A 21,842-nucleotide genomic window follows, 5' to 3' on the forward strand; every position below is an offset into this window, starting at 1 on the left:
CATTCAATGAATCTCTTTCTTTTTCAGTTTCTACATATATTGGAGCCGCTGCGGCTGCCTCCTTCTTTTCAAACTGGCACGATGATTCGGACAGATGTGCCTTTTTCAAGTTTGCTCGCTACTTGGACAGAACCGCCGTGCAGCTGGACCAGCTGTTTCGTAATCGCAAGCCCAAGTCCGGTGCCTGCGCTGGAATCATGTGTATTCGTCCCGCGGTAATAGCGGTCAAACAATTTATCCAGGACTTCCGTTTCCATGCCAACACCGTCGTCTTCAATGACAATCACCGCTAGATGCTGTTCAATCGCTGAAATGGAAAGTTTGATTTCCGTTCCCGCTGGATTGTATTTCATCGCATTGACAATCAGGTTCTCAATAATGCGCTGGAACCACTTCGGGTCGATCGCAGCCTCGACACTGTCAGAAGCGGCATGAAAGGAAAACTTCCAATTTCCGTTCGCCGGATCGTTGATGAACTGGATGACGATACGGCGGATGAACTCATTAAGGTTCACCTTCTCCTTCGAAAGCGGCAAGGCTTGGTTTTTCAAACGGAATGTCAAGGTCAATTCTTCCAATAAATCCATCATGTAAGTGGATTTATCATTCATAATGGCCGCAAATTCCCGGATCTCTTGTGCAGACCATTCATAATCCGGTGATTCCAGCATTTGCGCGTAGCCTGAAATCGACGATAAAGGCGTTTTCAAATCATGCGACAACCCACTGATCCAGTCTTCCCGCGTCCGTTCCAACTGCTTTTGCTGATGCTGGTGCAATTCCAGCTTAGTCGTCAACTGCTCGAGCGTGGCCACAAGGTCTTTATAAAGCCGGTATTTCTTTTTGGTTTTGCCATTTCGTTTAGTAATCAATGACTCGTTTTTTTGGTTCACGGGTTGTTCGTAGCGTCCGTCCCCGAGATTTTTAATCCATTGCATCATGACAAGAAGCGGCATGCCGAATTTCCGCGCATACCAAAGCGTGCCGCCGATTAACAGAATCAACAGGACGACCAGCACGATATAGAAATTCTGTGTTTTCAATATGGTTTCCAGCGCATCGGATGGTGGCGCAGCAGCTCCTGCAATCACCGATTTTCCGGTTTCAGGATCTGTCTTTATCGCCGTAGAACGGTGGTCCGCAGTCAACTCGCCAACTTTTCGGATAGTATAGTTTTCCTGTTCTTTTACATCCCCGTAACTATCAAGGACTTTGCCATCCGGACCAATCAATTGCATCCAAGCCGCTTCTTCCTCCAGTTCTGCTTTCAACTCCGCCGTTAAATTCAAGTCCTCTTTTTCCCAGTCAATTGCCGGTTCAGCCGAAGCGAGCCATTGGGCAGCAAGGTTCTCCTTGCCGTAAAGTAAAAACAAGGTTCCCCGCTCCGTATTTTCCAATTCCCAATAATGATGCTGCCCGTCAGCCGAATCGCTCCAAATTCGCGCTGCTATTTCTTCGACTGCAAACTGTTCAGGCAGTTTTCCATCGGTATTGAAAGAATCCAGGACCCGCCCATTGGAATCCAATAAGATCAGCCAGCCGTCTTGAGCTTCCGCCAATTTTCTCAAATCGCTTTTAATCGAAGCGCCATTTTTATCGAAATCGAATTGATTCACAAAATAACTGCTTTCTGCATCCGCTAAATCCCGGGCTGCTTCATCTTCAGTGATGAAATAGCCGATTGCTCCCCAAAGCGTCAGCATGAATAACAGAAAAACGAATGACAACAGGAAGAGCTGGATAAAGAACTGCACCATAAACCGCTTATGCAGATTCATGGCTGCCTCCTCCTGGAACAAATTTATAGCCAAGTCCTCTAACGGTTACGATCAACGCCGGACTGCTGGGATCGGCTTCGATTTTTTCCCGTAATTTCCGAATATGGACCATGACGGTATTGTCTTCGCCGAAAAATTCTTCGCCCCATACATTTTCATAAAGCTGGCTTTTGCTGAATAATTGATTAGGATGTTTACAGAAAAACAGCAGCAATTGATATACTTGAGCTGGCAATTCAACGGGATTCCCGTGAACTTTCACTTCACCTGCGTTCGGATTGACAGAAAGTGCGCCGTAGTCAAAAAATGCCGGTTCAAGCTTTGGCACATTGCCAAGCCGCCTTCTGAGATGCGCTTTAATGCGGGCTGCCACTTCCAGCGGATTAAAGGGCTTCGTGATGTAATCGTCCGCCCCCATCGCAAATCCGGTCAATTTATCGAGATCGGTTGAGCGGGCGGTCAAAAAGAAAATCGACGCGTCCGAGATCTCCCGGATGAGCGGACAGATTTCGAGGCCGCTCCGCCCCGGCAGCATGACATCCAGCAAAATCAGATCATAAGATTTCGATTTGCATAATTCCAGCGCCTCTTCCGCAGTGCCGGCCGTATCGATATGCCGAAAATCTTCCCTTTTTAAAATGGTTAACAGCATATGTAAAATCGCTTGTTCATCTTCTACGATCAATAATTGAGGGTCTTTCATCGAGACATTCCCTTCCATCTTGTTTCCTTTATTTATCATATCATCCCAGTGATTTAAATAAGGAGAATTAAGGAAAAATTAAGGCAACGGTTCTTTCAGCTTAAGGAACCGGTTTTATAATGAAGACAGATACAAGCAAACGGGCCGTGCGCCCAAAAGAACTTTGGAGGGAAATCATCATGATTGCCATTGGAAAAAGAGAATTCATCAGCATGTTCAAAAGCGTTAAATCCATTATCATCATCGCCATCCTGCTCCTCACCTCTTATTATTCAGCGAAATTCTCCGGACTGTTAGCATCCGGCATCGCGCTTACTGAAAAGGAAATGGCCGATATCCATACCGTCGGGCTGCTGATCCTGCTGTTCATCTTCGGCCAATTATTCGTGATGGGTTTGTCGCATGACAGCATCAACAAAGAAAGCCATGAACGCACGATGCGGTTTCTCGTCACCCGGACTTCCCGGCTGCAAATCCTGCTCGGCAAATTTGCCGGTGCTTGGCTGTTCTGGTTTACATGCCTTGTGATTTCATTTTTAGTAATCGCCATTTTTGCTTTGAAGTTCGATTTCTTCATCTTCTCTCAAGTGATGGCTTTGCTCACATTCCAGATCGCCTTGACGATTTTGTTGTCTGTCGCCATCCCGAAACCGTCCGCGACCATGTTTCTCGGAATCGTCATCGGCTTATTGTTTCCGGCGCTCGGCGCTTGGTTGGTCTTTACAGACAATCCGTGGTTTTCATGGCTCAAATTCGCGAGCCCGTATTATTATTTGATGGAAGACACGTATCAGTTTTTGATTATTTTTGGGCTCGCCGGGCTGCTGCTGGCAGCGGCTGCACTGATTTTTAACAGGAGGGAATTTTGATGAAAGCGATTGAAACGAAGTTACTGAACAAAACATATGGCTCCACCTCCGTCGTGAACGGCATTAACCTTGTTGTTGAAGAAGGGGAAATCTTCGGCTTCCTCGGGCGCAACGGGGCAGGAAAATCCACGTTCATCAATATGCTGACCGGCATCACCCGTCCGACAAGCGGCAGCTTTACGATTCTAGGCGTCGAAGGGCCGGACGAACGGATGAAAAAGCATATCGGCGTCATGCCGGATTACTCCACCTTATTCAATTCAATGAACGCCATGAAGCATCTGAAGTTCTTGTCCTCCTTATCCGGAAAGCCGGTTTCCACTGCCGAATGCCGACAGGTCTTGAACCAAGTCGGCCTAGAAAATGCCGGCAATAAAAAAGTCGGCAAGTTCTCTTTTGGGATGAAGAAAAAACTTGGCATTGCCCAAGCCATCATTCACGACCCGAACCTGATTTTCCTCGATGAACCGACTTCCGGCCTCGATGCGGAATCGGCATTGCATATCCATAAATTGATCGGATCATTGAAAGAGCGCGGCAAGACCGTTTTCATGACTTCCCACAACCTAGACGAAGTCGAAAAGATCTGCACGACGATTGCCATTATGAAAGACGGCGGGATTGTCAAAAGTGGGACGATGGACGAGCTGCGCTCTTATTACCGCTCCGCCATTACGGTTGAACTGAAGCACGGTCCAGTTCCAGCAGGCGAATCCCACAATCTTTACAATTGGCTTGAGACAGCGGGTTCTGAATTGCGGAAAGAAACGGGCTCTACTTCAATTACAGTCGGAAGCGAAAAAAGAATTGCGGAAATCATACGGGCCTTCACCCGCTGCCAAGTCGATATTTTCCGGGTGGAAGTAAATGAGCCTTCGTTAGAGGAAATGTTCTTAGCGGAGTAGAATATAAACAAAAGATAAGCAAAAACCGCAGTGAAAGGCATCGGCCATTTCACTGCGGTTCATTGTTTACGGGTATTTTCTAATTCTTGGTTTCACTATGTCTTTTCAAATTCGAAGACTGTTTCATCAATTCATTAAGTAGGTCATCCAGCTCTTGTGAAATGCGGATGGTTTCAGGATGCGTCAAACCTTTTGTTAATCCGGAATGGATCATCAATGCTTGCTTTTCTTCAAAGTCCGTCATCACCGAACCTCCTCCTTCTTTGGCGGGCCTAGTGCCCATGCGGGAAATCCAAGCTTTTCTGCTTGGTTGAGACATCGTACATCCAATAGAATCTATTCTATTATAGACTTTCTACACGAGACTATCAATTCCCTCCTAAAAAAGGAAAAGATTTCCCCTTAATGCAATCATTACATAAATAATGAAATGGTTCAATCGTCTTATTTACTCTATTTAGAATATTAAATAAAAAATCAAAAGTCCTGTTTCGCTTAATCTTGAGTTACATATTTCAATAATTCCACCAATAGTTTATTCATCTCTTCGGCGTTTTGTTTGAAATCCTGGCGATGCCATTCTATAACTAACCCAAGGATGGCATTGGCCTGATATGCACTCAGCATGCCCGTATCGATTTTGTCGTTGCCATGAAGGCGCATATCTTCGTCCAGCAATTGCTGAAGATGGTCGAACAGCAAATAATAATAGTTCAAAGGAGCTGTTTTGGAAAATACAATCCGGTAGAATTCTTCGTATTTTTCGATATGATGGAAAATCCGGATCGTCGCCGGATTCAATTCTTTCGTATGGATGGTCCAAGCATATTTGTAGGGTTCCAGATAAGAATCCTTTAAATTCTGCATGATTTCCTTGAAATATTCTTCAAAAAGATTTTCCACTTGGCCGTAATGCGTATAAAAAGTGCCGCGGTTCACTTTCGCCAATCGGCAAATTTCCGTCACAGAAATGGAGTTCAAGGTCTTTTCTTTCAAGAGGAGCATTAACGCTTCTTTTAAAGACTCTTTCGTTTTGATGATGCGCAAATCCACTTGCTTCATTATTTCCACCTCTTATTAGACAGTTTTTTAATTTGTGTTCTTTAATAGACAGTTATTCATTTTTTGCTTATTGTAAGCGATTGCTCAAAAGGATTATAATTTTATTATACAGTTGTTCATTAAAAAACAGGAGGTTTTATTGATGAAATTAGAAGGCAAAGTAGCAGTAGTAACAGGCGCAGCATCCGGTATGGGAAAAGCGATTGCGGAATTATACGCAGCTGAAGGTGCGAAAGTCATCGTAGCGGACTTGAACTTGGAAGGTGCAGAAGCAGTCGCTGCAGGCATCACAACAAACGGCGGTACTGCAAAAGCGGTTAAAGCGAACGTAGCAAAGCAAGAAGACGTGGAAAGCATGATCGATGCAGCAGTCAACGATTACGGCACGCTTGATATCTTAGTCAATAATGCCGGCATCATGGACGGATTCGAGCCGGTCGGCGACATTACAGATGAACGCTGGGACCTGATTTTCGACATCAACACGAAAGGCGTAATGCGCGCTATGCGTAAAGCCATTCCGATCTTCTTGGAGAAAAAGAAAGGCAATATCATCAACATCGCGTCAACTGGCGGCATGAACGGTGCACATGCTGGCGCTACTTACGGCGCATCCAAACACGCAGTAGTCGGCATGACGAAAAACACTGGCTTTATGTACGCAAAAGAAGGCATCCGCTGCAACGCGATTGCCCCAGGAGCAGTTGAAACCAACATCAGCGCTTCTATGAAGAACATCAACGAATTTGGCATGGGCCGATCACGCTTAGCTCAAGCGGTTATCCCGAGCGTTGGCCAGCCACAAGATATTGCACAAGTTGCTTTGTTCTTGGCATCTGACGAATCAAACTTCGTCAATGGCACAGTTGTAACAGCAGATGGCGGCTGGACATCAGCGTTCTAAAAAAACCTTGTCCGCTAAACAATAAAACAGCAAAAGCCCCAGTTCACTTCGAACCGGGGCTTTTTTGCTGTTACCTGCTTACTGCATTCGCTTGCCGTTCTCTCACCGCCCGCTCGTGCCCAAGCAGCCATTCTTTCCGTTCGAGGGTGCCGGCATAGCCCGTCAACGTACCGTTCGAACCGATTACGCGGTGGCACGGGACAACGATGGTCAGCTTGTTCTTGCTGTTGGCGCTCCCCACTGCACGCACTGCTTTGTCGCGGCCAATCGCAACGGCAATCTCCTTATAGGAGGCGGTTTTCGCGTATTCGACTTCCATCAACGCCTGCCAAACTTCCTGCTGAAAAGGCGTCCCGATGGAATAGAGCGGCAAATCGAAATCCATGCGTTCACCTTTGAAATACTCTTCAAGCTGCTGCGCGCATTGTTTGAGTGGCTTTGGTGTCTCGGCGGTCAGAAGATGCTGCGGCTCCGTTCGGTCTGTAAATAGGATCGAATGGATGCTTTCTGCATTTCCGGCAATTTCAATAATGCCGACCGGTGACGGCAAATCGAGCAAATGCATTTCATTCATGATAAGGCCCTCCTTGTCCCGGCTTGTACACCGTTTTTGCGGTAGTCGCCGGGAGATAATTGTTTGATTGTTTTAAACGCTTTATAGAAATTGGACGGACTTTGAAATCCCGCCTCGTAGCAGATATCAAGATTGGATAAAGCGCTGTGTTCAATAAGATGCGCCGCTTTGTCGACGCGGATTTTTTTCAAATAAGCGAGCGGTGTTTCCCCGGTCTCTTGTTTGAAAATCCGGTCCAGATAAGACGGCGTGAGGCCTGCATGATCCGCAATTTCCTGCAGCAGTAAAGGCTTTCTATAATTAGCCGCGAGAAATAATGCCACTTCCCGCACCACTTCCGTATTCGGCGACAGTCCGGCATTCGGCTGGCATCTTTTGCAGGCGCGATAGCCGTGCGCTTCCGCTTCGTGCTGCGAGAAATAAAACTCAACATTGATTTTTTTCGGTTTCCGGGAACGGCAAGATGGACGGCAGTAAATGCCGGTCGTCTTTACCGCCGTATAGAACAAGCCGTCATAGCCCGGGTCGCAGGCCATGATTTTCTCCCACATTTCTTCAAATGAAAAATGCGTGGTTTTCATTTTCGGAACCCCTTCCTTTTACCTGGCATATAAACGGGATGTCCCGCCGGAATTTACCATTTGCTTAGCTTCTTCTCTCATTATAGCGAAAATTTTATCCGAAAGCGCATTGCCGATACTGAAGCGGCGAACTCCCCAACTCTTCAATTTTTCCACATTCGTCAAACCCGGCAGCGACAATAAATTCAGGGGCACTTCGAGTGCATCCACCAGCTCGCGGACGGCATTTTCTTCCGTTAACCCCGGCAGAAAAATCCCGCTTGCCCCTGCTTGTTCATAGGCTTTTGCACGTTTCACCGCCTCTTCCTGCGACGGAGTTTCCTGAAGATAGATATCGCTCCGCGCATTGATGAAGAAACGTTCATAACCGGCAGCATCCAGTGCCGAACGAATGGCGCTCAAGTATTCTGCATGTTCTGCTAGATCCCGAAGACCATCTCCATTTTTCATCGAATCTTCAATATTGATGCCTGCCGCTCCGGTTTTTGCGACTTGCAATACATGCCGGACGATGGTCTCGTTATCTTCCGCATATCCAGATTCAATGTCTGCAGACACAGGAATCTCCACACTCTCAACAATTTCCCGAATGATTTTCAAATTCATATTAAACGCCATTTTTTCACCATCCGGTAATCCAAAAGAATCGGCAATTCCCCAACTGGTGGTGCCAATCGCTTGAAATCCAGCTGCTGCGAGCATTCTCGCCGAGGCACCGTCCCAGGCATTTCCCAGAAATAATACCTTGCCCCCTTGATGCATTTCCCAAAAAGCGTTGATGTTATCCATGATTGCTTCCCCCTTTGTCTTCTTGGTTTCATTCTACCAAGCGGTTTAGACGGGTTCGTCCTCATTCTTGCACTTATGGTCTGCAAGTTTACAAATCTTAACATGGGCTTAAAGCGGGCTTAGCATTCGTCTGCGATACTTAAAAGGAATGATAGAGAGGAGACGATGAAGACGATGAAAATTGCAGTAATCGGCGACTTGCACTATCCAGCACTTGCAGAGGAATACGCGTTCATAAAGGAGGACCGAAAAAAGTTCTATATAAATTTTATGGAACGTTTTTTCTCGATTCCGGCAGACCTGTACGTATCCATCGGCGATTTGACGAATTACGGTTTGAAAGAGGAACTCGAAGAAATCTATGCGATCATCGATCAGCACCAAAAGCCGTTTGTTCAAGTCCTTGGCAATCACGATCTCTACGGGCAAACCCGCCATGAAGTGCTGACCATCACGCAGCAGAAACGCTACCGCGACATTTCAACCGACCAAGCAGTGCTCGCTTTTCTCGATACGGCAAAAGAGCAGGATTATCGCGACTGCGGCGGTGCACTTGACCCCGCTCAGCTATATTGGCTAGAAGGCGTCGTCGAACAAAGCGGCAATCGCCCACTCATCGTCTTCGGGCACCATCCCGTCTACGACACCACCATCCAATCAGATAAAGAATCCCGCAGCATCCATCCCGGCATTCCGGTATGGGAAGTGTTGAATAAAAAACAAGGGGCTGGCCTCTATATAAACGGCCATAACCACTGCAACTCCATTGCAGTTCGTGAACAGTGGAATTTCATGCAGCTGGCAGCCGTGCTTGATGAACAGACGGCGCGCATCATTGATCTGTCCGATACAGAAATCAGTATTGAGACGATTGACCTTTACGACCCTGAACTTCAAAAAAGTGCGCAGGTGATTGGCCACGCCATTCCACATTTCTCTTTAAACCGTCAGCTTCTCGGTCCGGACAGCGACGTGAAGCATGTGATTCCGCTGCCGGTGCGGAAGGCACAAAGAGTCTAACAAAACAGCAGATAGCCTTCAATCCCCTCATCCTATTCGGATGAGGGGATTTTTACTTGAGCTGAAAATGAACAAGGACGAGTTCTGAAAACCCGTCCTCGTTATTTCTTATCTGCTAAATTTCCGGAATGCCCCAATGACTTCATTCCAAAAATCCATTCCCGCAATACCGGAACGGAAATTTTCCCTTCCACAATTGGCTTGGCGAGAAAAATGACCGGTGTTGAGCTGACGAACATGACAATGGCGAACCATACAACCGGCAACCCGAGATAGAACGACCAGTCCAATTCTTTCGGGAAAAGTTCCAGAAGCGTGAAGAGATTGATGAAGAATAGATGAAGGACATAAACGTAGGCCGTCCTTCTGCCCAGATATGTAAATGACCATTTCTGCCGTGGCACCCATGGCAGAAAAGCGATGATGCCCAAAAGCATAATGAGGTAGAAAACCAGCCTCAGCCACGTGCCTTCCAGCATGGAATCTGCTACTTGGACATAAGGGTGCCTGGCTAACAGTGCGTCTCTCGCTTGATCCAATGAAAAAGCAGAAAGCAGAAAGAGGCTTGCAGCTGCACTGAAAAGCGACACAACTTTCGCTTTTTGCGTCTTGAACCAATCCAGCTGTTCTTTTTTCGCGTAATGGCCCATAAGAAACAGCGGCAAGAAAACGAATGTCCGGGACAGGCTCAGGAATTCTCCAGCTCCATCCACCCAGCCGATGGCAAGCGCGATAACAGCCGACACCAAGATCGGATGCTTCAATTTGGAAAACGGCAGCAGCAATAAATTCCAGAAAAGCAGGCTCAGCAAAAACCACATCCCGAAACTCGGTGCAAAAAGATTCGCTGCGAGTTCCGGAAATGTCTGAACCAGCCCAAGCATCCACAAGTAAAAACTTTGAAATACCAAATAAGGAAGCAGAATGCCGAGCACGAGACGCTTGACGAACCGCTCTTTGTCCTTCCACACACGCTTCGTGAAATAGCCGGTTATCAGAATCAGTGCAGGCATGCGGAATGAAGCCAAAAAGTTATTTGCAAAATATAGCGCTTCGCTGCTTTCCCGTACCGGACTCAGCAGATGTCCAAGCACCACCAGCGCGACTAAAAGGAAGCGGGCATTGTCGAAATAAGGGTCCCTCCCTTTTTCTGCCGGTTTTTCGGATTTTAGCTTTTCCAAACTAAGGTGAATTGATTTCTTCATGGCAGACCCTTTCATCCTGAAAATTTCTATACCCACAACCGCTCTGGATGATTGGTTGTCAACGCGATGCCCTGATCGAAACGGAGGACTCTATCCGCTTCCGCTTTTTGGTCCACTGTCCAGACGACAAGATCTGTGCCGTTGTTTTTCAAGCTGCTGATCATTTCCTCATCAACATACTGGTGGTGCATCGATACCGCGGAAGCTCCGATTTCATTCACTTGATCGACCAGCAAAAGCGGCGAACCGAGCATCACCAGAGTCCGTTTGACTTCCGGATTAAATGCCAGACAGGTCTTTAAGCTTTTATGGTCAAATGAAATCAGGCTGCACTGCGCTTCTGTATTGAAATTTTGGATAAGCGTCAGCACATTCGCTTCCAGCCCCTCGTAAAGGCCAGCCATCTGTTTTAATTCAATCAGCAAATTCTTCTTGCCCCCAACCAGTTCAAGCACTTCTGCAAGCGTTGGAATCTGTTCACCTGTAAAAGCCAGATCGAACCAGCTTCCAGCATCGAGTTTCTTCAACTCAGCTAGAGTCAAATCCATCACATAACCGGAGCCGTCTGTCGTCCGGTCCACCCGGTGATCGTGGATGACGACCGGGATTCCGTCTTTTGACTGATGAACATCAATTTCAATGCTGGTGATTTTCGGTTCCTCAAGCGCCAATTCGATGGCAGCCAATGTATTTTCCGGCGCTTTTCCTGACCAGCCCCTATGAGCAATAAGTTGTCCCATGCAAATACCTCCTCTTTATTTCACACCCGTGTAAACGAAAGCCCGAATAATATGCTTTTGTGCAAAGAAGAAAATGACCAGAATCGGCAGCACCAGCAATAGATTCCCAGCCATCACCACGTTCCAGGCCGCTCCGCCTTCCACTTGCCGCAGCATGGCGATGCCAAGCGGCAGTGTTCGTGCTTGATCCGTTGTCGTCATGACAAGCGGCCAGAAATAATCATTCCAGTGCGCGATGAAACTGAATAGCGCGAGCGTGATCAAAACAGGTTTGGCAAGCGGCAGCATGATTTTGCGGATGATCTGCCATTCTGAAGCATCATCCAGGCGCGCCGCTTCGAGCAATTCCTCCGGCACTTGCATAAACGACTGGCGCAGCAGGAAAATTCCGAACGCACTGGTCGCAAACGGCAGGATCAGTCCCCAAATTGTGTCGAGGATGCCCCATGAACTGAGATTCAGGTAAACCGGCAAAAAGATCAGCTGGCTCGGGATCATCAAACAGATCATGGTCAAAGCGAAGAAAAAATTCTTCAGCGGAAATTCATAGCGCGCAAACGCATAAGCTGCTGGAATGATAGTGGCAAATTGCAGAATCAGAATCAGCAGCGTCACAACGACGCTATTCACAAAGTATTTAAGGAATGGACCCGAATTCCATGCTTCTACAAAGTTCTGCCATTGCAAAGTTTCCGGAATCCAGACCGGTGGAAACGTCATGGTCTCCCCCAGCGATTTAAAAGCGGTGCTCGCCATCCACACGAATGGAACGGCGAAAATGATGAACAACAGAACCAATCCGATTCCGTTGGCAATTTTGAAAATGGGTGATGAATTCATCTGTTTCCCCTCACTTATCGGTAATGTACTCGCTTGCTCAACACTTTGAAATAGACGACGGTCAGCACACTTAGGATGACCAGCAAAATCACGCCGGCAGCTGAAGCGTAGCCGATTTTAAAGAACTGGAACCCGTATTGATAGATGTAATAAACAAAGGTGTTTGTCGAGTTGATCGGTCCACCCGCTGTCATCAGGTTAATGGTCTCGAACACTTGGAACGAGTTGATGACACCAATGATTGTCAGGAAAAACAAAGTTGGCGACAGCATCGGCACGGTGATTTTCAAGAACCTTCTCCACGGCGGCGTGTGATCCAGTTCCGCCGCTTCATACAAGTCTTTTGGAATGCTCTGCAAACCGGCGATAAAAACGAGGGTATTGAAACCGATTCCTTTCCATACCGCCACAAGGATCAAGGAAGTGAGTGCATAATCGGGACTTGTCAGCCACATGACCGATTCCATGCCAATCAGGTTAAGGAACCAATTCAACAAGCCGTAATCGGCATCCATGATCCACATCCACAGCATGGAAACCGATACCAGTGAAATAATATGCGGGCTGAAGATCGATGCCTGCATGAATGAGTAGACAGCACCGCCTCGGTTCAGCCAAAGAGCTAAAAGCAAGGATAAGCTGATCGTCAAAAACACAGTGAAAAACGTATAGATGAATGAGTTGGAAATGACTTCCCTGAAATCCCGGTCGCTCAGCAAATAGCTGAAATTGGAAGTTCCGACAAAGTCCTTGACCGGACTGACAAAATTCCAGTCATGAAAACTTAAATAGATCATATAGCCGATAGGATAGATGAAAAACAAACAAAAAATGAGGATCGCCGGAAAAATCATCGCATAGGGACGCAGTTTCACCCAGGAAAGGAAACCTTGCCGCTCCGCTTTCTTTTCTTCCATATCAAGCTGGACTTTAGCGAACGCCATTCAATGCCGCCTCCTTTTGGAACGGGAAATCCAATGCAGGCAATGCTGTCTGATCGGCTCCGAAAGCATACAGCTTTTCCATCGGAATCGTAGCAAAGCACTTGCCTCGCTTGGATACGGGGGCCGTAAAGCTGCGGATGTTCATCGTACCGACGCGGTTTTTCACTTTATAGACCGTTTCCGCCCCTAGCGTTTCGAGTGTCAAAATCTCACTTTCCAGTTCGATGGTATGCGGCACATGAGCGGATTCCAAAGCAAGGCCCGCATGCTCCGGCCGAAACCCGATATATGCCGCAGCTTCCGGCAGGGCATCTTGGAGTTCGTGGAATTCTTCTTTTTTGAAAACGTTCATTGGCGGCTGGCCGATGAATTCCGCCGCGAATAGATTACCCGGACTCTGATACACATCAATCGGTGCTGCTTTTTGCTGAACGACTCCTTTGTTTAAGATAATGATTTCATCGCCCATCGACATCGCTTCAACTTGGTCATGGGTAACATAGACGAAAGTCGTCCCTAATTTTTCGTGCAGCTGGATCAATTCCGTGCGCATCTGCGTGCGGAGCTTAGCATCCAGGTTAGATAGCGGTTCATCCAAGATGAAGACTTTCGGCTTCTTGACCATGGCACGTGCAAGGGCTACCCGCTGGCGCTGGCCTCCCGACAGCTTATCGGGTTTTTTGTCCAAATGATCGGACAAGCCGACTATTTCTGCGATTTCCGCAATCAACAGATTCCGTTCCTTTTTCGGCACTTTCCGGTTGGCTAGTCCAAACTCGATATTCCCTTTAACGGTCATGGTCGGATAAAGGGCATAGTTCTGAAACACCATCGCGATGTCACGCTTGCTGGGAGCGAGATCATTGACCCGCTTTCCATCAATCCAGATATCGCCTTCAGTCTGTTGCTCAAAGCCCGCGAGCATCCGCAAAATGGTGGATTTCCCACAGCCGGAAGGGCCGACTAGCACTGTAAACGAGCCATCTTTGATCGTCAGGGAAATGTTTTTGACGACCTGGTCTCCGTTAAAGGTCTTTGAGATATTGTCCAGTCTAATTTCAGCCATAAGTTTCTTCCTTTCTATTGGCCATTGCCGATTCTCCATTCATCCTTTTCACCAATTGAACTAATTCATCGATTGTCTCAACGGAAACCGTCCACTCTGTCGCATCGTCATGCTTGTATTCACTGATTAGGCAAGTTTGTCCGCCCGCTTGGTGCACCGGGTACAAATCGTTCCACGGATGGTCGCCGACAGACAGGATTTCATGCGGCTCGTATCCTTCCTCCACCAGTCCTTCGAAAAGCGCTTTAATGCCATGCGGCTTATTGCCGTCGAAATGAAATTCATCAAATACCTCGTTGAGTTCCATGAAATCCACAAATTCCTGGGCAGTCGGCAATGGCGAGTTGGTCATTAATATGAGCCGTTTTCCTTCCAATTTACTGATTTCATCGAAAAGGTCTGTCCTTTTGCTGATGCAATACGCTTTCTCGAGCATCTCTAACCTAACGTCAGTGAAAGCTTGTTCTCTTATGGCAGGTGAAATCCCTTTTTTGATAGCGATCAATTGAGCAATTCCCCACGGGTCACCAAGGTACACCAGCGGAACTCTCCCATCCTGAAGCGCTTCCGTCTCGATGCCTTCCCAGTTATAAGCCGCAGCCGGCTGCAATTCTTTATGGCTATAAAAAAGCAATTCTGCCGGGTCATACATGAAACCGAGTTTGATCGGCTTTCGGCCTTCCAGCAAATCATAAGCCCAGACAACAGTTTCATCGATTTCCGCTTCCGGAAAGCGATTTGCCATCATTTTCGAAATATAGCGTCCCATAAAGGAATAATCCTGATAAAGTGTTCCGTCCATATCAAATATCAATGCTTTGATGTCTTTCATCCAGTTCATGCCGGTGCCCTCCTGATTTGAAAAAAAAGCACGGTGAAGTGCTTTCTTTTTGTTTGGTTATTTTAAGACCGCATTTGCCTTTTCAGCCGCTGTATCCAAAACTTCCTCTGTCGGAATGCTTTCATCCAAGATGCCGCGGGTCATTTCGTCAATCATGATTTTTACGACTTCCGGGTAATTTTCAGCCATCGGACGCGCTACGCCATTTTCAAGCTGGTCGACTGCCACTTTGAATTGCGGCTTTTCTTCATAAAGCGCCTGCATCTTCTCGGATTCCGCAGCCGATAAGCGGCTTGGCAGGTAGCCCGTGAATTCGGAAGCATAAGCCGTTTGTTCTGTGGCTGTCATGAATTTGATGAATTCCCAAGCTGCCTGCTGCTTTTCTTCATCCAAGCCACTCGTCATCACCAAGTTAGCACCGCCAGTCGGCACTTTCGTTTCTTTGCCGCTTGGCATGAAATACGTTTGCAGTTCAAATCCTTTTTCTTCAGCCAGCTGCAGAAGGTACGAAAGGTCTGCAGTTGAAGCGAAATGCATGCCGGCATGTCCGTTAATGAAATCCTGTCTCGCCTTTTCACCCGCTTCCGTGCCTGCAGAAACTTTCATCGTGCCTTCATTGGACATATTTCTGAACAAATCAAAGGCTTCGGCACCCTCTTTACTGTTGAATGCGACTTCCGTCCCGTCTTCATTCATCGTCGATCCGCCAGCCTGAGCGATGAAAGCTTCATAGAACCAGATATCGATCGGCAAGGACATCCCGACCCGGCCATTGCCGTCTGTGAATGCCGCTGCATATTCTTCGAACTCTTCCCACGTACTCGGACCTTTCAGATCAAGTCCCACTTCTTCTGCCAAAGTCGTATTCATATACATGATTGGCGTACTTCTCAAATACGGCAGTCCATACAATTTATCATCGACGTATGAATTCCCCATCAGCCCCGGGTTAAAGTCATCCATATTGATTTCTTCGTCGTTTTCAACAAAAGACGTCAAATCCTGTGTCATGCCTGATTTCGCAAAGACGCCGATGGAGGCGATTTCGTTCTGCGTCACTTCCGGTGCGTTCCCTGCAGCAAAAGCCGCTTGTGTCTTCGCATGAAGCTCGTCATAAGTACCCTGGAATTCCGCAGTTACATGAATTTTGTCTTGGGATTCATTGAATTGTTTCACTAAGTTTTCATTGTTCTCCCCGATTTTGTCGCCCCAAGCGTACCAATAGGTCAATTCCACTTTGCCGTCAGAAGCTTCAGCGGAGTTCGCTTCCGCGCTTCCGTCACTTTCCGAACCGCCGCATGCCGCAAGCACCAGCAATGTACACATCAAGATCAATAAAAAGCTTAGTTTTTTCATTTCCCTGCCTCCAATTTCTTTTTTTAGCAAACAGACTCAAGGCAAAACAAAGAGACCCCAAATAACCTTTTCGCATACATTTGTGCGAAGGCATTTGGGGTCTCTCTTAGTGCACCCTGTCATCTATCTACTTTTCAATTTGATTGTAACGCGCGCTTGTTAATCCAGTGTATGAAAAATGTAAAAGTCACCTTAACATTTCAACTGTGGAAAAGTTTTCCGCCCACAGGGCTTCATTGGAGGTGCTGATTGCAAGTGCCCCTGCCTCAAGTGAAGCTCTCACATGTTCCGGCGCAGACAGCAGACCGCCTGTAATGATCGGGATATCGAGCAGTTCGGAATAGGAGCGAATGACGCCATAAAGAGTGGCCGGCATAATTTCAATCAGATCCGGAGTCGGCTTTTGCTTGTTCTCAAGCACATTGCCGTAAACTTCCGAATCAATCATGAAGACCCGCTGAACAACGAAAAGATTCCGTTCTTTCGCTTTTTTTATCAGCGCCGGCTTGGTTGTAACAATGCCGAACGGCTTGACGTAGTTGGCAATGAAATCGAGCCCTTCATTATTCAGCAGCAGTCCGCCAATTTTTTCCGCATGGATCAGAACAGGAATTCCTTCCTCCTGGAACAGGTCGACATAGCGTTTGACGTTCATAATAGACCCCATCAATAAAAACACAGCAGCAATCTCTTCTTTACTCGCGAGTGCCTTCTCAATCGATTTCGGACATTTCACCGCGGCGATTTTCTTACGCTGCTTTAGGCGGCAAATCATGTCGTCATGATTCCATTGGGTTTTCATGTTCCTCAAATCCCCTTTCATCTTATGTACACCTCCCATTATAATTTCCAGAAACCGCAGGAACCGGAAATTTACAAAGCTTTACAAGTTCTTTAAAGCAGCTTAGCAATGTTCTGCAATACTGTGAGGGTAAGCAATTGAGAGGAGATGGAGATATGAAGATTGCAGTAATCGGCGACTTGCATTACCCGGCTTTGGACGAGGAATACGAATTTATCGAAGAGGACCGCAAAATATTCTATGAGAATTTTCTTGAGCGCTTTTTCTCAATTCCCGCAGACCTCTATGTATCCATCGGCGACTTGACGAACTTCGGCTTGAAGGAAGAGCTCGTCCAGGTTTACGACATGATTAATCGGCACGGCAAACCGTTCATCCATGTGCTCGGCAACCACGATGTCTATGCCCAAACCCGGGAAAAGGTACTTTCCCTGACCGGCCAGCAGCGTTATCATTCCATCACTTTGGAATCTGCGGTATTGGCCTTTCTTGACACGGCGAAAGAGCAGGACTTCGAAGATTGGGGCGGTACCCTCGATGCCGAACAAATCGACTGGCTCGGCAATGTGATTGAGAAGAGCGGCAATTTACCATTGCTTGTTTTCGCACATCATCCCGTCCACGCTACCACTGCTAATTCTGAGAAAGACAAGTTATGCATTTCTTCCGATATCCCCGTATGGGAATTGTTGAATAAAAAGCAGGGCTCCGGCCTTTACGTCAACGGCCATAATCACTTCAACTCGATTGCAGAAAGAAGCCAGTGGAATTTCGTTCAGCTGTCCGCTGTATTGGATGAACAGGCCGTGCGGATCATTGAAGTGACGGATTCACAGATTTCCATCGATTCAGTCGATCTGTATGATCCGGACCTTTACACACGGGCCCAATATATCGGAAACGCCATCAGCCATTTCGGGCTTAATCCTCATCAGCTTGGTACGGAAAAGGATGTGCGGCATACCATTGTGCTATTGCCGGAGAAAGAAGCAGCTGAAAAAATATAATTTGACCTATCGAAACAGGCAGGCCTTTTCCGGGTACGCCTGTTTTTTCACTTTCTTTATGGTAAAATCTTCTAAACAGTGAAATGCTAGGCGGTGGGGAATAATGAGAAAAAGAATTCTGGTTCCTTTAGTTATCGTTATCGTGATTATTTTGGCTATTGTCTTTTGGCGGATGAGTCAAAATGTTGATGTCGGCTATGTGATGGAGATTAGGAAAACGACCGATGGTGAACAGCGTCTCCACGTTGTTGAATTGCCGAAAGATGAAACAAAGGGCAAGACGCAAGAAGAAATTCTCGAGTTGATTGATGAAAAAAGCAGTGAAGATCCGACCTTAGGAGCCACGTACTCGATTCCGTGGATCAATCGTAACCTGAAATCGAAATATGAGCCGGGCGACCGGGTGCGCATCTACTGGCATGGATGGGTGAACCAGTCCGACCCTCCCCAAATTCCCGGAACCTCCCTCATCCTAAAATCTGAATACAACTAAAAAAGCCTTCCTTAGCGGAAGGCTTTTGCTAACTAAGCAGGTAAATAGCGATGAGCAGGAACCCAATAACGAAAGGGATTTGCAGCAGCGATACAAGATACGACTTGGAATCCGGGAAGTATCTCCATTCCAAGAACGCTTCGAGTATACCCACAGACAGAAAGTAGTAAATCCAGAACCATAAAATTGCATCAGCAAAATCGTCCAGAAATAGGATGACTCCGATAAGAGCAACCCCTAAAATAACTCCCCTTCCCCAGTTATTGACCTTTCCGCCAGGTGTTTCCGAGAGATTGACTTTCTCGACTTTCAAGAGTTTCCGCATTAAATACTCGGCTCCGAAAAATACCACAATCAAACCAAGAAACAAGAGAACCGTTTCCATGAATGCCGCCCCCTTTCTCTCAATTTCATTTTTATTCTACCTTCTTTACGTAATATTTGGAGAAAAGTTCCAAATTAAGACTAAGAATAAAATTTTTAAAAAACCGCTTGTGTTTTATTTTCATCTTCTCTATACTTTAAAACGTAATGATTACTATTTAGTTTTTGAAGGAGGAATTTCCGCATGACAGCCCAAATACCAATTACAGTGCTCAGCGGCTACCTCGGATCCGGCAAGACCACTTTGCTGAATCATATTCTGCAAAACCGTGAAGGATTGAAAGTTGCGGTAGTAGTCAACGATATGAGCGAAGTGAACATTGATGCGTCCCTCATTAAACAAGGCGGTTTTGTTAAAACCGAGGAAAAGCTGGTCGAACTGCAGAATGGCTGCATTTGCTGCACGCTCCGCGAAGACCTTGTCCTGGAAGTCGAAAAACTGGTGGAGTCAGGTGATATCGATTACATCGTTATCGAATCTTCCGGCATCAGCGAACCCATCCCCGTTGCCCAGACCTTTACATACTTGGATGAAAGCCTGAATTCACGCCTCCTGGAACTTTGCCGCCTTGATACAATGGTGACCGTGGTGGACGGCAATGCTTTCTGGAAAGATTTCGCTTCCGGCGACACTTTACTTGACCGCAAACAGCAGACGACAGACGAAGATGAGCGGGAAATTGCAGATCTGCTGATCGATCAGATCGAGTTCGCCAATGTGATTTTATTGAATAAAACCGATTTGCTTTCGCCCGTAAAAACGCTGGAACTGAAACAAGTCATCCGCAGCTTGAACCCAGATGCAGAAGTGATCGAGACCGCATTTTCAACTGTCCCGTTGGACCGGGTGCTAAACACGAAGCTATTCGATTTTGAAAAATCCAGCCACAGCGCCGGTTGGCTGAAAGAACTTAACGGCGAACACATTCCTGAAACAGAAGAATATGGCATCACTTCGTTTGTGTACCGCAGCCAGAAGCCGTTCCATCCCGAGCGCCTCATGGCCTGGATGATGGAATGGCCGGTGGAAGTCGTCCGCGCCAAGGGGTTTCTACGGATTGCCTCCCGTGACGATGCAGCCGTCTTGCTTTCACAAGCTGGCCCCTCGCTCAGCATCGAATACGCCGGTGCCTGGGATCTCGATTATGGGGTGAAAATGACCGAACTTGTACTGATCGGCATCAGCATGGATCAACAAGAACTGACTGACTCACTCAGCCAATGCCTGCTGGCCGAAGATGAAATGCTGCAGGACTGGAATAGCTTTTACGACCCATTGCCAGCATTTCAAACCCTTAAGGAGGAGTGAAACGATGAGAGTGAATATTACATTAGCCTGCACCGAAACCGGTGACCGCAATTACAGTACGACAAAAAACAAACGCACCAATCCGGAACGCATCGAATTAAAGAAATATTGCCCCCGCCTTCGAAAAGTGACCTTGCACCGCGAAACCAAATAAAAAAATTTTAGTTATTTTCAAATCGTAATGATTACTACTAAAGGAGATAAACCCATGGCAAAAAAATCCAAGATCGCGAAAGACCGAAAACAGCGCGAAACCGCTGCCCGTTTTGCTGAAAAACGCAGAGCCTTAAAAGAGCAAGACGACTACGCGGCATTGTCGGCCCTTCCAAAAGATGCTTCACCTACCCGCTTGAACAATCGCTGCGCATTAACCGGAAGACCACGCGGCTATATGCGGAAATTCGGCATGTCCCGAATCGCATTCCGGGAACTCGCGCATAAAGGGCAGATTCCGGGCGTCAAAAAAGCCAGCTGGTAAACAACGAGAAACTACACAAAAAATTTCAACGAGGTGTCCAATGAAGAAACTATTATTCCTACTCCTTCTGCTTGCGCTGTTCCTTGGTGCATGCGGTTCAACAAACGATTCCTCTACAGATGCAGCTAACGGAGCCGATACTGCTAAAGACGATAAATTATCGGTTTACACGACCGTTTATCCCCTGACTTATTTCACTGAACAGATCGGCGGCGATCTGGTCGAAGTCGAATCCATCTACCCTGCCGGTTCAAACGAGCATACTTACGAGCCGACACAGCAAGACATGATTTCACTGGCAGATGCGGATCTTGTGTTCTATATCGGGATGGGGCTGGAAGGCTTTATCGATAAAGCACAGACAACATTGAAAAACGAAAATGTGGAATTTGTCGCAACTGCAGCAACGATTCCAGAAGAGGCACTTGGCGAAGGCCATTCCCATGACCACGAAGGTGAAGCGGAAGATGAACATACTCACGAGCATGAAGCTGATGAAGAACACAGCCATGACCATGAAGCGGCAGACGAGCATAACCACGACCATGGAACGGACGAAGAACATAATCATGACCACGAAGCTAATGAAGAACACAGCCATGATCACGGCCACGACCATAGCCACGGTTCAGTTGATCCCCATGTATGGATTTCACCAGTCTTGAGCCAACAATTAGCGGAATCGGTCAAGAACGAATTGGTTGAACAGGACAGCGGAAATGCAAAAACGTATGAAGCAAATTACGAAGCATTAATCGAAGAGTTAAAAGAACTTGATCAATCCTTCCATGAAACAGCTGATGCCGCTGCGAACAAAATATTCTTTGTGTCGCATGCCGCTTTCGGCTACATCGCGGATACGTACGGGATTGAGCAAGTAGCGGTCGCTGGCTTGAACAGCCAAGATGAGCCGTCGCAAAAAGAACTGACTCAGATTGTCGACCAGGCAAAAGAACTGGACATCCGCTATGTTGCTTTTGAACAGAACGTCTCCTCCAAATTGACCGAAGTCATCCAGAAGGAAATCGGTGCAGAAGCCGTCCAGCTTCATAATCTCGGCGTATTGACTGAGGAAGATGTTGCGAACAAGGAAACTTACTTTACCTTGATGGAAGAAAACCGAAAGACGCTTGAGAAGATTTTAAATTAATTCAGCTGAAAAAACCCAACTGTCACGTAACAGTTGGGTTTT

26 protein-coding genes are annotated in these 21,842 nt (G+C 46.9%); 10 read left to right on the top strand and 16 right to left on the bottom strand.

Annotation, left to right across the window (positions count from 1 at the left end):
* Positions 1-68 precede the first annotated feature (68 nt).
* Together NFU07_RS07510 and NFU07_RS07515 are read right to left on the bottom strand one after the other, a co-directional pair.
* The gene (locus NFU07_RS07510; RefSeq protein ID WP_251476352.1) at positions 69-1,778 is read right to left on the bottom strand and encodes a sensor histidine kinase; all 1,710 of its coding nucleotides are present in this window, start codon (positions 1,776-1,778) and stop codon (positions 69-71) included.
* Positions 1,765-2,481, bottom strand: a complete 717-nt coding sequence (locus NFU07_RS07515; protein ID WP_251477153.1) for a response regulator transcription factor — start codon at positions 2,479-2,481, stop codon at positions 1,765-1,767. The genes NFU07_RS07510 and NFU07_RS07515 overlap by 14 nt, the downstream gene beginning before the upstream one ends.
* Before the next feature lie 119 nt (positions 2,482-2,600).
* Here NFU07_RS07515 and NFU07_RS07520 point away from each other — a divergent pair, with 119 nt between their 5' ends.
* Positions 2,601-3,350, top strand: coding sequence for an ABC transporter permease (locus tag NFU07_RS07520; RefSeq protein WP_251476354.1), 750 nt, complete (start codon positions 2,601-2,603; stop codon positions 3,348-3,350).
* On the top strand, positions 3,350-4,255 hold the full coding sequence (locus NFU07_RS07525; RefSeq protein ID WP_251476356.1) for an ABC transporter ATP-binding protein: 906 nt from the start codon (positions 3,350-3,352) through the stop codon (positions 4,253-4,255). Before NFU07_RS07520 ends, NFU07_RS07525 begins: the two co-directional genes overlap by 1 nt.
* Positions 4,256-4,334: 79 nt before the next feature.
* Here the strand turns inward: NFU07_RS07525 and NFU07_RS07530 are convergent, their stop codons facing one another.
* Both NFU07_RS07530 and NFU07_RS07535 read right to left on the bottom strand, forming a co-directional pair.
* The gene (locus tag NFU07_RS07530) at positions 4,335-4,499 is read right to left on the bottom strand and encodes an aspartyl-phosphate phosphatase Spo0E family protein (RefSeq protein WP_235197434.1); all 165 of its coding nucleotides are present in this window, start codon (positions 4,497-4,499) and stop codon (positions 4,335-4,337) included.
* Positions 4,500-4,750: 251 nt separating this feature from the next.
* Positions 4,751-5,317 carry a TetR/AcrR family transcriptional regulator gene (locus NFU07_RS07535; RefSeq protein ID WP_251476358.1) on the bottom strand — a complete coding sequence of 189 codons (567 nt, stop codon included), beginning with the start codon at positions 5,315-5,317 and terminating at the stop codon, positions 4,751-4,753.
* Positions 5,318-5,459: 142 nt separating this feature from the next.
* Between NFU07_RS07535 and NFU07_RS07540 the strand changes: the two genes are divergently transcribed.
* Entirely contained in the window at positions 5,460-6,221 is a 762-nt protein-coding gene (locus tag NFU07_RS07540; protein ID WP_251476360.1) for an SDR family oxidoreductase, read from the top strand.
* A gap of 70 nt (positions 6,222-6,291) precedes the next feature.
* Here NFU07_RS07540 and NFU07_RS07545 read toward each other — a convergent pair whose 3' ends face one another.
* Genes NFU07_RS07545 through NFU07_RS07555 form a run of 3 tightly spaced genes read right to left on the bottom strand, consistent with a single transcriptional unit; the run spans position 6,292 to position 8,165 of the window.
* A complete protein-coding gene (locus tag NFU07_RS07545; protein ID WP_235197437.1) occupies positions 6,292-6,795 on the bottom strand; it encodes a methylated-DNA--[protein]-cysteine S-methyltransferase in 504 nt (167 codons plus the stop codon).
* Positions 6,792-7,376 (bottom strand): bifunctional transcriptional activator/DNA repair enzyme AdaA, encoded by a 585-nt coding sequence (locus NFU07_RS07550; RefSeq protein WP_251476362.1) that lies wholly within the window; start codon positions 7,374-7,376, stop codon positions 6,792-6,794. The genes NFU07_RS07545 and NFU07_RS07550 overlap by 4 nt, the downstream gene beginning before the upstream one ends.
* An 18-nt stretch (positions 7,377-7,394) precedes the next feature.
* Positions 7,395-8,165 carry an isocitrate lyase/PEP mutase family protein gene (locus NFU07_RS07555; protein WP_251476364.1) on the bottom strand — a complete coding sequence of 257 codons (771 nt, stop codon included), beginning with the start codon at positions 8,163-8,165 and terminating at the stop codon, positions 7,395-7,397.
* A 165-nt stretch (positions 8,166-8,330) separates the two neighbouring features.
* Between NFU07_RS07555 and NFU07_RS07560 the strand changes: the two genes are divergently transcribed.
* A complete protein-coding gene (locus NFU07_RS07560) occupies positions 8,331-9,185 on the top strand; it encodes a metallophosphoesterase family protein (protein ID WP_251476365.1) in 855 nt (284 codons plus the stop codon).
* Positions 9,186-9,286: 101 nt separating this feature from the next.
* On the opposite strand, the gene NFU07_RS07565 is transcribed toward NFU07_RS07560, so the two are convergent.
* The 8 genes from NFU07_RS07565 to NFU07_RS07600 all read right to left on the bottom strand — a co-directional run bounded on the left by NFU07_RS07565 (position 9,287) and on the right by NFU07_RS07600 (position 16,979).
* Positions 9,287-10,390 carry an acyltransferase family protein gene (locus tag NFU07_RS07565; RefSeq protein ID WP_251476368.1) on the bottom strand — a complete coding sequence of 368 codons (1,104 nt, stop codon included), beginning with the start codon at positions 10,388-10,390 and terminating at the stop codon, positions 9,287-9,289.
* A gap of 26 nt (positions 10,391-10,416) precedes the next feature.
* Positions 10,417-11,130 (bottom strand): glycerophosphodiester phosphodiesterase, encoded by a 714-nt coding sequence (locus NFU07_RS07570; RefSeq protein WP_251476370.1) that lies wholly within the window; start codon positions 11,128-11,130, stop codon positions 10,417-10,419.
* A gap of 15 nt (positions 11,131-11,145) precedes the next feature.
* Positions 11,146-11,970: a carbohydrate ABC transporter permease gene (locus NFU07_RS07575; protein ID WP_246807915.1), complete on the bottom strand. Its 825-nt coding sequence runs from the start codon at positions 11,968-11,970 to the stop codon at positions 11,146-11,148.
* A gap of 14 nt (positions 11,971-11,984) precedes the next feature.
* Entirely contained in the window at positions 11,985-12,914 is a 930-nt protein-coding gene (locus tag NFU07_RS07580) for a carbohydrate ABC transporter permease (RefSeq protein ID WP_234398911.1), read from the bottom strand.
* Entirely contained in the window at positions 12,901-13,980 is a 1,080-nt protein-coding gene (locus NFU07_RS07585) for an ABC transporter ATP-binding protein (RefSeq protein WP_246807913.1), read from the bottom strand. Before NFU07_RS07585 ends, NFU07_RS07580 begins: the two co-directional genes overlap by 14 nt.
* Positions 13,973-14,821 (bottom strand): HAD family hydrolase, encoded by an 849-nt coding sequence (locus NFU07_RS07590; protein ID WP_251476372.1) that lies wholly within the window; start codon positions 14,819-14,821, stop codon positions 13,973-13,975. The genes NFU07_RS07585 and NFU07_RS07590 overlap by 8 nt, the downstream gene beginning before the upstream one ends.
* Positions 14,822-14,878: 57 nt before the next feature.
* The gene (locus NFU07_RS07595) at positions 14,879-16,177 is read right to left on the bottom strand and encodes an ABC transporter substrate-binding protein (RefSeq protein WP_251476375.1); all 1,299 of its coding nucleotides are present in this window, start codon (positions 16,175-16,177) and stop codon (positions 14,879-14,881) included.
* 187 nt (positions 16,178-16,364) lie between these two features.
* A complete protein-coding gene (locus NFU07_RS07600; protein ID WP_251476377.1) occupies positions 16,365-16,979 on the bottom strand; it encodes a glycerol-3-phosphate responsive antiterminator in 615 nt (204 codons plus the stop codon).
* A 155-nt stretch (positions 16,980-17,134) separates the two neighbouring features.
* On the opposite strand from NFU07_RS07600, the gene NFU07_RS07605 reads away from it, so the two are divergent.
* Positions 17,135-17,986: a metallophosphoesterase family protein gene (locus NFU07_RS07605; protein WP_251476379.1), complete on the top strand. Its 852-nt coding sequence runs from the start codon at positions 17,135-17,137 to the stop codon at positions 17,984-17,986.
* A 103-nt stretch (positions 17,987-18,089) separates the two neighbouring features.
* Positions 18,090-18,479, top strand: a complete 390-nt coding sequence (locus NFU07_RS07610) for a DUF3221 domain-containing protein (RefSeq protein ID WP_251476381.1) — start codon at positions 18,090-18,092, stop codon at positions 18,477-18,479.
* Between the two features lie 28 nt (positions 18,480-18,507).
* On the opposite strand, the gene NFU07_RS07615 is transcribed toward NFU07_RS07610, so the two are convergent.
* Positions 18,508-18,864, bottom strand: coding sequence for a DUF4181 domain-containing protein (locus NFU07_RS07615; protein ID WP_251476383.1), 357 nt, complete (start codon positions 18,862-18,864; stop codon positions 18,508-18,510).
* 183 nt (positions 18,865-19,047) lie between these two features.
* Here NFU07_RS07615 and NFU07_RS07620 point away from each other — a divergent pair, with 183 nt between their 5' ends.
* From NFU07_RS07620 to NFU07_RS07635, 4 genes are read left to right on the top strand one after another with little or no spacing between them, the layout of a single operon-like run.
* Positions 19,048-20,172, top strand: coding sequence for a GTP-binding protein (locus NFU07_RS07620; protein WP_251476385.1), 1,125 nt, complete (start codon positions 19,048-19,050; stop codon positions 20,170-20,172).
* Between the two features lie 4 nt (positions 20,173-20,176).
* Positions 20,177-20,326, top strand: coding sequence for a 50S ribosomal protein L33 (gene rpmG, locus NFU07_RS07625; RefSeq protein WP_052650078.1), 150 nt, complete (start codon positions 20,177-20,179; stop codon positions 20,324-20,326).
* A gap of 54 nt (positions 20,327-20,380) precedes the next feature.
* Entirely contained in the window at positions 20,381-20,650 is a 270-nt protein-coding gene (gene rpsN, locus NFU07_RS07630) for a 30S ribosomal protein S14 (RefSeq protein ID WP_251476387.1), read from the top strand.
* 40 nt (positions 20,651-20,690) lie between these two features.
* On the top strand, positions 20,691-21,800 hold the full coding sequence (locus NFU07_RS07635; protein ID WP_251476389.1) for a metal ABC transporter solute-binding protein, Zn/Mn family: 1,110 nt from the start codon (positions 20,691-20,693) through the stop codon (positions 21,798-21,800).
* The last annotated feature ends 42 nt before the right edge of the window (positions 21,801-21,842 follow it).

The organism is Planococcus sp. NCCP-2050 (assembly GCF_023708025.1).
Classification (GTDB): domain Bacteria; phylum Bacillota; class Bacilli; order Bacillales_A; family Planococcaceae; genus Planococcus.

Excerpts from the sequence above, each read along its gene's own strand:
- NFU07_RS07510 (WP_251476352.1), bottom strand. The coding sequence starts at position 1,778 with ATGAATCTGCATAAGCGGTTTATGGTGCAGTTCTTTATCCAGCTCTTC.
- NFU07_RS07515 (WP_251477153.1), bottom strand. The coding sequence starts at position 2,481 with ATGAAAGACCCTCAATTATTGATCGTAGAAGATGAACAAGCGATTTTA.
- NFU07_RS07520 (WP_251476354.1), top strand. The coding sequence starts at position 2,601 with ATGAAGACAGATACAAGCAAACGGGCCGTGCGCCCAAAAGAACTTTGG.
- NFU07_RS07525 (WP_251476356.1), top strand. The coding sequence starts at position 3,350 with ATGAAAGCGATTGAAACGAAGTTACTGAACAAAACATATGGCTCCACC.
- NFU07_RS07530 (WP_235197434.1), bottom strand. The coding sequence starts at position 4,499 with ATGACGGACTTTGAAGAAAAGCAAGCATTGATGATCCATTCCGGATTA.
- NFU07_RS07535 (WP_251476358.1), bottom strand. The coding sequence starts at position 5,317 with ATGAAGCAAGTGGATTTGCGCATCATCAAAACGAAAGAGTCTTTAAAA.
- NFU07_RS07540 (WP_251476360.1), top strand. The coding sequence starts at position 5,460 with ATGAAATTAGAAGGCAAAGTAGCAGTAGTAACAGGCGCAGCATCCGGT.
- NFU07_RS07545 (WP_235197437.1), bottom strand. The coding sequence starts at position 6,795 with ATGAATGAAATGCATTTGCTCGATTTGCCGTCACCGGTCGGCATTATT.
- NFU07_RS07550 (WP_251476362.1), bottom strand. The coding sequence starts at position 7,376 with ATGAAAACCACGCATTTTTCATTTGAAGAAATGTGGGAGAAAATCATG.
- NFU07_RS07555 (WP_251476364.1), bottom strand. The coding sequence starts at position 8,165 with ATGGATAACATCAACGCTTTTTGGGAAATGCATCAAGGGGGCAAGGTA.
- NFU07_RS07560 (WP_251476365.1), top strand. The coding sequence starts at position 8,331 with ATGAAGACGATGAAAATTGCAGTAATCGGCGACTTGCACTATCCAGCA.
- NFU07_RS07565 (WP_251476368.1), bottom strand. The coding sequence starts at position 10,390 with ATGAAGAAATCAATTCACCTTAGTTTGGAAAAGCTAAAATCCGAAAAA.
- NFU07_RS07570 (WP_251476370.1), bottom strand. The coding sequence starts at position 11,130 with ATGGGACAACTTATTGCTCATAGGGGCTGGTCAGGAAAAGCGCCGGAA.
- NFU07_RS07575 (WP_246807915.1), bottom strand. The coding sequence starts at position 11,970 with ATGAATTCATCACCCATTTTCAAAATTGCCAACGGAATCGGATTGGTT.
- NFU07_RS07580 (WP_234398911.1), bottom strand. The coding sequence starts at position 12,914 with ATGGCGTTCGCTAAAGTCCAGCTTGATATGGAAGAAAAGAAAGCGGAG.
- NFU07_RS07585 (WP_246807913.1), bottom strand. The coding sequence starts at position 13,980 with ATGGCTGAAATTAGACTGGACAATATCTCAAAGACCTTTAACGGAGAC.
- NFU07_RS07590 (WP_251476372.1), bottom strand. The coding sequence starts at position 14,821 with ATGAACTGGATGAAAGACATCAAAGCATTGATATTTGATATGGACGGA.
- NFU07_RS07595 (WP_251476375.1), bottom strand. The coding sequence starts at position 16,177 with ATGAAAAAACTAAGCTTTTTATTGATCTTGATGTGTACATTGCTGGTG.
- NFU07_RS07600 (WP_251476377.1), bottom strand. The coding sequence starts at position 16,979 with ATGAAAACCCAATGGAATCATGACGACATGATTTGCCGCCTAAAGCAG.
- NFU07_RS07605 (WP_251476379.1), top strand. The coding sequence starts at position 17,135 with ATGAAGATTGCAGTAATCGGCGACTTGCATTACCCGGCTTTGGACGAG.
- NFU07_RS07610 (WP_251476381.1), top strand. The coding sequence starts at position 18,090 with ATGAGAAAAAGAATTCTGGTTCCTTTAGTTATCGTTATCGTGATTATT.
- NFU07_RS07615 (WP_251476383.1), bottom strand. The coding sequence starts at position 18,864 with ATGGAAACGGTTCTCTTGTTTCTTGGTTTGATTGTGGTATTTTTCGGA.
- NFU07_RS07620 (WP_251476385.1), top strand. The coding sequence starts at position 19,048 with ATGACAGCCCAAATACCAATTACAGTGCTCAGCGGCTACCTCGGATCC.
- rpmG (WP_052650078.1), top strand. The coding sequence starts at position 20,177 with ATGAGAGTGAATATTACATTAGCCTGCACCGAAACCGGTGACCGCAAT.
- rpsN (WP_251476387.1), top strand. The coding sequence starts at position 20,381 with ATGGCAAAAAAATCCAAGATCGCGAAAGACCGAAAACAGCGCGAAACC.
- NFU07_RS07635 (WP_251476389.1), top strand. The coding sequence starts at position 20,691 with ATGAAGAAACTATTATTCCTACTCCTTCTGCTTGCGCTGTTCCTTGGT.